7 protein-coding genes are annotated in these 9,418 nt (G+C 66.1%); all 7 read left to right on the plus strand.

The annotated features are described in order from the left end of the window. Positions 1-9: 9 nt before the first annotated feature. Positions 10-765 carry a cytochrome c biogenesis CcdA family protein gene (locus tag CXX84_RS18460; protein ID WP_102978183.1) on the plus strand — a complete coding sequence of 252 codons (756 nt, stop codon included), beginning with the start codon at positions 10-12 and terminating at the stop codon, positions 763-765. Next, positions 765-2,540 carry a cytochrome c biogenesis protein ResB gene (locus CXX84_RS18465; RefSeq protein WP_102978184.1) on the plus strand — a complete coding sequence of 592 codons (1,776 nt, stop codon included), beginning with the start codon at positions 765-767 and terminating at the stop codon, positions 2,538-2,540. The genes CXX84_RS18460 and CXX84_RS18465 overlap by 1 nt, the downstream gene beginning before the upstream one ends. Continuing rightward, the gene (ccsB, locus tag CXX84_RS18470; protein ID WP_102978185.1) at positions 2,540-3,658 is read left to right on the plus strand and encodes a c-type cytochrome biogenesis protein CcsB; all 1,119 of its coding nucleotides are present in this window, start codon (positions 2,540-2,542) and stop codon (positions 3,656-3,658) included. Before CXX84_RS18465 ends, ccsB begins: the two co-directional genes overlap by 1 nt. Before the next feature lie 150 nt (positions 3,659-3,808). Further along, entirely contained in the window at positions 3,809-5,851 is a 2,043-nt protein-coding gene (locus CXX84_RS18475) for an Hsp70 family protein (protein WP_102978186.1), read from the plus strand. Position 5,852: 1 nt separating this feature from the next. After that, entirely contained in the window at positions 5,853-7,922 is a 2,070-nt protein-coding gene (locus CXX84_RS18480; RefSeq protein ID WP_102978187.1) for a helix-turn-helix transcriptional regulator, read from the plus strand. A gap of 159 nt (positions 7,923-8,081) precedes the next feature. After that, positions 8,082-8,819 carry an IniB N-terminal domain-containing protein gene (locus CXX84_RS18485; RefSeq protein WP_102978188.1) on the plus strand — a complete coding sequence of 246 codons (738 nt, stop codon included), beginning with the start codon at positions 8,082-8,084 and terminating at the stop codon, positions 8,817-8,819. Between the two features lie 48 nt (positions 8,820-8,867). Further along, positions 8,868-9,418, plus strand: a 551-nt coding sequence (locus tag CXX84_RS18490; RefSeq protein WP_223253163.1) for a dynamin family protein, incomplete at its 3' end; no start/stop codon positions are given.

Consider the following 9,418-nt stretch of genomic DNA (forward strand, 5'->3'; position numbering starts at 1 on the left):
GTCCGGACCGTGAACAGCCCCTTCGCTGAAGCCATCTTGAACGGCTCGCTCCTGCTTGCCATTCCGGTTGCACTGCTGGCAGGACTGGTCTCCTTCCTGTCTCCTTGTGTGCTGCCGCTGGTTCCGGGCTACCTGGGGTACGTCACGGGGTTGAGCGGCGTGGACCTGGAGAAGCAGAAGCGCGGCCGGATGCTGCTGGGAATCGGCTTGTTCGTCCTGGGCTTCTCCGTGATCTTCGTCCTGCTGGGCGGCGCTTTCGGCCAGTTGGGCACCCTCATCACAGGATCCCGGAACGCGTGGATCACCCAGCTCCTGGGCATCCTGGTGATCATCATGGGCGTGGTGTTCATGGGCGGGTTCGGCTGGCTGCAGCGCGACGCCAAGATCCATGCGAAGCCGCCCGCCGGGCTCTGGGGAGCGCCGCTGCTGGGCCTGACCTTCGGGCTGGGCTGGGCTCCGTGCATCGGACCCACCTACTCAGCCGTCCAGCTGTTGAGCCTCTCCGGAGGGTCCTCAGCCGCCAAAGGTGCCTTCCTGGCCTTTGTCTACAGCCTCGGGCTGGGCATCCCCTTCCTGTTGATCGCACTGGCGGTCCGGCGGGGGATGGGGGTCATGACGTTCTTCAGGAAGCACCGCCTGGCCATCCAACGCACCGGCGGGGGAATCCTGGTGGTGCTGGGCCTGCTCATGGCCAGCGGGGTCTGGGGTGCCTGGGTGACCGAGCTCCAATACTGGTTCCAAACCGATGTGAAGTTGCCAATCTGATGAGCGAGCGCGTGAACATAAAGAAGAAGTCGTCCTCCCCGGAGCCTGGTACCAAGGTGTCGGACGTGAAGGCCGACGCCGCGCTGCCGGCCCTCGGGCCCAAGGAGATGTTCCGCTGGGCCTGGACCCAGCTGACCAGCATGCGCACAGCGCTGTTCCTGCTGCTGCTCCTCGCCGTGGCGGCAGTTCCTGGCTCCCTGTTCCCGCAGCGTCCTGCGAACCCGGCGATTGTCACGCAGTACATCAAGGACAACCCCAGCTACGGCGAGCTGCTGGACACCCTCCAGCTGTACGACGTCTACTCCTCGGCCTGGTTCTCCGCCATCTACCTGCTGCTCTTTATCTCCCTGATCGGCTGCGTGGTGCCCCGCGCGATCGCCCACTACAAGGCGATGCGCTCCCAGCCGCCGCGTACCCCCAAACGGCTGTCCCGCCTCCCCGAGTACGGGACCCTGGTGGTTCCGGCCCGGGCCGGCCTCCCGGCGTCGGACGCCATCCACAGCGCCGCCGGACTGCTGAAGAAGCGCGGCTACCGCGTTGAGGTGCGGGACGACGACGGCGCGCGGCCGTCTTTGGGTGCCGAGCGCGGCTTCCTGAAGGAAGTAGGCAACCTGGTCTTCCACACGTCACTCATCGGCGTGCTGGTATCAGTGGCCGTCGGCGGCCTGTTCGGCTACAGCGGGCAGCGGATCCTGGTGGAGGGCGACACCTTCGTGAACACCCTGGTGGGTTACGACCAGTTCACCCCAGGGACCAATTTCGAGGCCAGCCGGCTCCAGCCGTACTCCATCCAGCTGGACAAATTCGACATCACGTTCGACCGCGAGTCCGAGGGCAAGTTCGGCCAGCCCATCGACTTCACAGCCGCGGTAACCACCAAGGAAAACCCGGACGCACCTGCCCGGCAGGAAACCCTGAAGGTGAATGATCCCGTCACCCTGGGCGGCACCAGCATCTACCTCACCGGCAACGGCTACGCCCCGGTGGTGACCATCCGGGACGGTGCGGGCAACGTGGCCATGCAGGGTCCGGTGGTGGCCAAGCTGCAGGGGGACAACTACTACTCCTCCGTGGTGATCAAGGTCCCGGACGCCAAACCTGACCAGCTGGGATTCGCCGGCTTCTTCCTCCCCACCGCCTTCGTCACCGATGAAGGAGTTTCCTTCAGCGGGGACCCGGAGCTCTTCAACCCGCAGCTCACCCTCAACTCCTTCTATGGAGACCTTGGCCTGGATGACGGAGCTCCGCAGAACGTCTTCGAACTGGACGTCAAGGACCTCACGCCTTTGAACGCGCGGAACCTGGATGCCGGCGGTATCACGCTCGGGCCCGGCTCCAGCTATACCCTGCCGGACGGCAAAGGAACCATCAGCTTTGACGGCGTCAAGCGGTACATCGGCGTGGACATCCACCACAACCCCGGCCAGCTCTACGCCCTGATTTTCGCGCTCCTGGCAGTGGCCGGCCTGATCCTCTCGCTCTACGTCAACCGCCGCCGCGTGTGGGTCCGTACGGGCACCCACGAGGACGGACGGACCATGGTTGAGTACGGACTCCTGGCCCGGGGCGAGGACCATCGCCTTGCTGCCGAAGCGGCAGCCCTCCGGAAGCTGTTGGCCGAGGAGTGGCAGCTGGACCCCGATTCGGCCCCGCCCCAGCCGGAGTCCTCACAGCAAACTCCCAGCCATCCGGGCGAGAATAGCTCGGGCTCCGGCGAAACCGCACGCCCAGTCACCACCCCAGCAGGCCCCACCGGGCCCGAAAAGGACCAGTAATGCCGTACGGAATCAACGAAACCATGGGCCAGTACAGCGAACTCTTTATGCTGCTGGCGGCAGGCACGTACACGGTGGCCTTCATCGCTTTTGCCTGGGACCTGGCCAGGAGCAGCAAGGCGCTCAACGCCATTGACCTCAGGGCCGCACAGGCAAGCAAGGCCGGGACCGAAGACGGAACCAGAATTCCCGTTGCGGCCGGGATCGCGACGGCTGCCGGCAGCGCCGGAGCCCGCGGTGAGTCCCGCCTTGCCGGACCGGCGGACCGTGCTGAACGTCCGACGTCGGCCTCTGCTTCAGGCGGCAACGCTGCAGGGGGTGCGATGACGGCTGACGGTGACATGAAGTACGCAAACGTGCGCCGCGCTCCTGCCCGCGTTGCCGTGGCCCTGACGGTCCTCGGTGCGTTGATTCACGGCGCCGGCGTGGTGACCCGCGCACTCGGTGCAGGACGCGTTCCCTGGGGCAACATGTACGAGTTCCTCACCACCGGCGCCTTTGTGGCGGTGGCAGTGTTCCTGCTGGTGCTGATCCGCCGCGACCTCCGGTTCCTGGGCACCTTTGTGGTTGGCCTGGCCATCGTCATGCTGGTGGCCGCTTCCGTGGCTTACTGGACGCCCGTGGGACACCTGGTTCCCGCACTCCAGAGCTACTGGCTGATCATCCACGTCTCCATTGCCGTGCTGTCTTCCGCACTGTTCACGCTGACGTTCGCGATGTCCGCGCTGCAGCTTGTCCAGTCCCACCGCCAGAAGACCGTAGCCGCCGGCGGGACCGACAAGCTTGGTTTCATGCGCCTGGTTCCGTCCGCGCTGAGCCTGGAGAACCTGTCCTACCGCATCAACGCCATCGCCTTCATCGGCTGGACCTTCACCCTCATGTTCGGTGCCATCTGGGCGGAGAAGGCCTGGGGACGCTTCTGGGGCTGGGACACCAAGGAAGTGTGGACCTTCGTGATCTGGGTGGTTTACGCCGGCTACCTCCACGCCCGGGCTACCCGTGGCTGGACCGGAACCCGGGCGGCCTGGCTGTCGATCGTGGGTTACCTGTGCGTCGTTTTCAACTTCACCATCGTGAACCAGTTCTTCAACGGACTCCACTCGTATTCCGGCCTCTGAGCAGGGAGTCCACAGCGGCCCCGGGTACCAGGGGCAACAGCACATCGTTGTAGCAGCAGGGGTGTTCCCGCCCTCCTGGGGATGCTACGTTGGTTTCGTGCGCCCGTAATGAAGTTTGCTGGCGGAACAACAGTTTTTCCTGAGGTACCCATGAGCTACGTTCTCGCCGTTGATGTGGGGACCAGCTTCACAGCTGCTGCCGTTGCCCGGTTTGACCAGGGAGCGTCTTCTTCCCCCGAGTGCCTGCCTTTGGGACTCCGCGGGACCTCGGTACCTTCTGTGCTTTTTTTCCCGGAGGAAGGACCCCTCCTTGTAGGCGAAGCCGCGGAACGCCGCGGGCTCGATTCTCCGGGGCGGGTTGTCCGGGAGTTCAAACGCCGGGTGGGGGACGCCGTGCCAATTTCCGCGGGCACGCTGTCCCTGCCCGCCGAGGAAGTCTTCGCCACCATGGCCCGCTGGGTGGCTGACAGGGCGGAAGAGCGCGAGGGGGCGCCGCCGTCGGAAATCATCCTCACCCACCCTGCCGCCTGGGGCATCCACAGGACATCCCTCATCAAGGACGCCCTGGCTGCCAAGGGGCTGGAAAACGTCACCCTGCTGACCGAGCCGGAAGCCGCCGCCCTGCATTACGCATCGCAGGTGCGGGTAGAGGACGGCAGCATCATCGCGGTCTACGACCTCGGGGGCGGAACGTTCGATACCGCTGTCCTCCGCAAAGCGGCCAGCGACCGGTTCGAACTGCTGGGGCAACCCGAAGGCTTTGAATACATGGGCGGCGCCGATTTCGATGCCGCCCTTTTCCGCTACGTGGCCGAACACACCGGCGGCGCCCTGGAAACGCTGGACCCCGCCGCCCCCGGCGTGCTCGCATCACTGGCACGGCTGCGGCGCGAGTGTGTCGAAGCGAAGGAAGCGCTGTCCTCGGACAGCGAGGCCAACATCTCGGTGCTCCTTCCCGGGATCCATCAGCAGGTACGCCTGGTCCGCCCCGAATTCGAAGCCCTCATCGAGGATTCCGTGCGGGACACCGTGGATGCCCTGGAACAGTCACTGGGGCAGCTGGGGCTGGAGCCGGCGGATCTTACAGCAGTGCTGCTCATCGGCGGCTCCTCCCGGATCCCCCTCGTGGCACAGCTGATCTCGGAGCAGTTGGACCGGCCCATCGCTGTGGACGCGGACCCCAAGTCCTCCATCTGCCTGGGGGCTACGGTATCCGCAGTACTGGAGCAGGCTGCGGCCGCCGAAGCTGCTGCCGCAGCCGATTCTCTATCACAGGATGCGCTGCAGGGATCTGCTCCCGTTCCTGCCCCGATGGACGGGCACGTACCGCTGACGCTGGCCAGCTGGTCCCGCAACGCCACCTCAACCCGGCGCTCCGGTGCGGCAGCAGCTACCGCGCCAGGCCACGGGGAGAAGGGCGGAGCACATGCGCCGAAACCGCGGGTAAGGCTCACCGCCGTTGCCGCCACCGCAGTCCTGTTCACCGTACTTTCAGCCAACGCTGCCCAGAGCCCGGAAGGTTTCAACAGCCTGACCTCAGTGTTCGTCCCACCGGCCGGGGCTTCCGATGACCTGGGCACACTGCCGCCGCCGGAAACAGGTGGTGCCGGTGGAACCGGTGCTGCGGCCGGTCCGGCGATCGACACCCAGGTACCGATTGCAGGGCTCGAATCCGGGGTGGAGCGGGTTGCTGCCTCCCAGGCGCCGGTCCTCACGGTGGAAGCCACGCCTACAGACCGGGTTGCCTCCATCCGTGCCATCGAGAAGGAGGCCGCCGGCGAAACGCCCACGGGCAGTGCAACGGCACCCCCGGCCAGCAGCAGCAGTACGGCGGCGGAAATTGTGCCGCCGACTGAAAGTGCGACGCCCACGGTCACCGCACCTGAGACGACCACATCTACGGGCAGCCCGACCACCAGTGATACCCAGCCCGGCACGGCAACCGCCAGCCCGTCTGCAACGCCGAGCACGTCTGCAACGCCGAGCCGGTCCAGCGCGACCGGGACGCCCGGCACTCCCGGCACGTCCGGCCCAACCAGCCCTTCACCTTCAGGCGCAACGACGACCTCGCAAGCACTGACGACTGAGCCGACGCCATCACCGACTGATCAGGTGACGGCGTCTCCGCTGTCCAGTTCGACGACACCAATGGCCGGTACGACCCCGGCCACGACAACAACGCCGGCGGCTTAAGATGGTCAGCTACCAGCCGCACGTCCAGGAGCCCGTAGTTCCCGGCTCCAACCATGAAGGGCCGCTGCCTGACGGCGCGGAGCTCAAGGCCAGCCAGCTTAAGGGTGAGAACGCAGCGGTCAGGGAACTGCTGCTGGCGTTGTCTGTGGGTTTTGCCCTGCCGGGACCATTGCCATCGGACCTGCAGCGCAAAATTGACGGCGGCGAGGTGGGAACCCTTGACGCCCTGGTTCAAGGAGCAGAGTCCTCGGGCCTCTTGGGTCCTGACGGAACTGTTGTGGGATCAACGCGGCAAGCATTGCTCGCCGTAGCACCCACCACCAAAGTACATGCACTCCAGCGGGAACTCGTGGCCGTCTACACCGCCAACGGCCAGCCGCTGGGGGATCTGGCCCGTGAGCTGGCCTGTGCGGGGCTTGCCGATCCGCGCGTGGCAGCCGAACTGGAGCGCGCAGCCGACAAGGCGCGTGAGCACGATCCCGGGCTCGCCTGCCAGCTCTATCAGGAGGCCCTCCTGGCAGGTGCTGACGAAAAGGCCACAGCAGCCCGGCGTGCACAGGCCACCGCTGCCAACGGCGACCTGGATACGGCCAGCCGCATTGTCGATACCCTGCTGGTGCAAAAGGATCCGCCGGACGTCCGCCGCGCCACTGATGTTGCCGCCGCCGTCTGGGCCCAGCGGGGCATGCTGGACCGCGCCGCGCACGTCTACAGATGGCTGGGGGCAGCCCGGATAGGCCCGTCAGCGCCCCTTGCTGCCGTTGCCCTGGTGGGCTGCGGGGACCGGCCGGGCGCGGAAGCTGTTTTTCACGCAGATGAGCCGCCGCAGTCTCCCACGCTGTTGGCAGCCGCCCTTACGCAAACCGGCAAAGGCCTTCTTCAGTCGCTCGGTGGAGATCCGCAGCAGGGCCTCCAGATGCTGATCCACGCTTCAGACATGCTTAACGCAGCCGGTGCCGCGCTTCCCCTGCCCGAGACGCCGGCCGCGCTGGCGGCGCTGGTGGCCCTGCACAGTGGTGAGCCGGAGCTGGCGGACACCATCTGCCGGTCTGCGGCCGCTGCCGGCCAAGGGGGCGATACAGCCCAGCCCAGGCTGTTCCTGCTCCAGGCATGGTCCGCCATGATGCAGGACAGGCTTGATGACGCCCGGCTGGCCATCAACGAGGCGTCGAAAGCGAACCACTGGCCCCTGGTGCCGCGGGACGAGTTCCTCTGCTCAGCCCTGGAAGTCGGCCTTGCCCGGCGTAACGGTGATTTTCCTGATCTCATCAAGGCATGGGAGCGGGCGCGCGAGGCGACGCTCCACACCGCCGTAGACCTCTTCAGTCTCCTTCCCTGGGGCGAGCTCCTGATTGCAGCGGCCCGCCTCCGGGAGAGCCGCAGGGTGACCCCTTACCTCAAGGACGCATGGGACCTTCTGGAGCGGCTTGGCAATCCGCCCTTGTGGGCCGTCCCGGTCCATTGGTCGGCAGTCCAGGCGGCCCTGTTGAACGAAAGCCCCGCCGACCTGGCACCGCATGCCGCGGCGCTGGCCCGGGCGGCGGGACAAAGCCACCTCGCTGCCGTACTGGCTGCAGCCGGCAAAGCCTGGGTGACGGTGCTCGCGGAGAGGTTCCGTCCTGACGACGTCGAGACGGCGGCCCGAGGACTGGGCGGGGTGGGAATGCCTTGGGAAGGCGCCAGGCTGGCGGGCCACGCAGCGGCCAGGGCGGGTGAACGCAAGGATATGGTGCGTTTGCTGTCCTGCGCACGGGACCTTCACCCGCAGGGCACTTCCGTGGCCCCGGGGGCGGCGGCAGCGTCACCGGAGTCCCGCAACCCGCCGGCCACTGAGGCAGGCCATGGCTTGCAGCCTGACGGCGGAGGACTCAGCGAGCGGGAAAAGGAAGTGGCAAGGCTGGTGCTTGACGGCAAGACGTACCGGGAAATTGGCGAAGCCATCTATATCTCCCCCCGGACTGCCGAACACCATATTGCCCGGATGCGCCGCCGCCTGGGGGCCGAAAACCGGTCGGACCTGATGGCCAAGCTGCGCCGGGCGCTTGGCCCGGAAAGCCAGTCCCATGACTAGGCCTCCCTAACGCCCCTAACGGCGTCCGCGGCGGTTCCCCACCGGGTGGACTGCCGGTACGGGGAACCGGCCCGATGCCGTTCCCCGCCGAGGAACACTACGTTTGATGCAGGTGCACTACCAGGGCCGGCGAGCCGGAAGAAATGTGAGGGCGAACACATGACCGTCGCAAAGGATGTCGTCCAGTTCCTGATGGACATTTTCGGAGACCGCCAGGCAGCACAAAACTTCCTGACTGATCCCGAGGGAGTGTTGGAAAGCCAGGGCCTGGCCGGAGTACGCTCCGCGGATGTCGACGCCGCCATGCCCGTTGTCCTGGATTATGCGCCGCTGCGTGTTAACGCCACCAACGTTGACGGGGACTTCAACGCTGCGGGCACCAACGCCGGCACCGGGCACGCTGGCGGTGGCTGGACCCAAGGCGGCGCCGGCCACGACGACCACGAGCACGCGGTGGAACAGCTGACGCATGTTGTGGCCAACTACTCCTACCCCTCCACAACGGAGGACCGGGAATCCGCCACGGACCACTCGCTGACGCACAACGTCTGGGCAGACGGCGACGTTGCGCAATGGTTCGATAATGACTCAGTGGGGTCTCCGGGCGACCCCGCCGGGGGAACCGGAAGTGCACTCAGTTTTGCTGACGGCAGGTTCGACCACTTCTTCGACCTTGACCCCAGCACCGGCTCTGACGGTGGCACCCTTGAGCACGCCGCCAGCGGGCACAGCTCCCGCCAGGAGTTCCCCCGGGAGGACACAGCACCGTACCTCGACGTCGATGTCCCCGGCAGCGAGCTTGATTTCATGCAGGATGACCCGGCCACCATTGACATCAACAACGACGTCGATGACGCTGGCGCTGAGGAGGCGGACTACCTGGACTTCGGCTCCTAGCAGCCCAGAGTTCCGGTACCACTTTGATTTCAATGCGGAGGACAGTCTGTGGCAGAAGACGCACCGGCAAACCCATCACCACCAGTAACGGCCGGACACCTGATCCAACTCGTGGAGCACGGCCTCCAACTGGTTGACAGGAAAGACCGCGAGGACCTGCGGAAACGGCTGAGCATGACCCTGGAGAGGCTCAAGGACCCGAGCATCCGGGTCATGGTGGTGGGTGAGTTCAAGCAAGGCAAAAGCAAGTTCATCAATGCCCTGGTGGGTGCACCGGCCTGTCCCGTCGACGACGACATCGCCACGTCCGTTCCAACCGTTGTGCGGTACGGGGATCCTGCCTCGGCAGCGATCCTGGTCCCCACAGCCCCTGAGGAGGGCGTCAGCGATGCCGCCGCAGACCGGCAGACGATCCCCCTCATGGATCTCCCGGCCTACGTTTCCGAACACGGAAACCCGGGAAACAGCAAGAAACTCCTGGCTGCCGAGGTATACCTGCCCCGCAAGATCCTGGCCGGCGGCCTCATCGTCGTCGATTCCCCCGGTGTGGGGGGCCTGGCCTCCGCGCACACTTTGGCCACGCTGACGGCACTGCCAAC

It is taken from the genome of Arthrobacter sp. AFG7.2, from assembly GCF_002892835.1.
GTDB lineage: Bacteria > Actinomycetota > Actinomycetes > Actinomycetales > Micrococcaceae > Arthrobacter.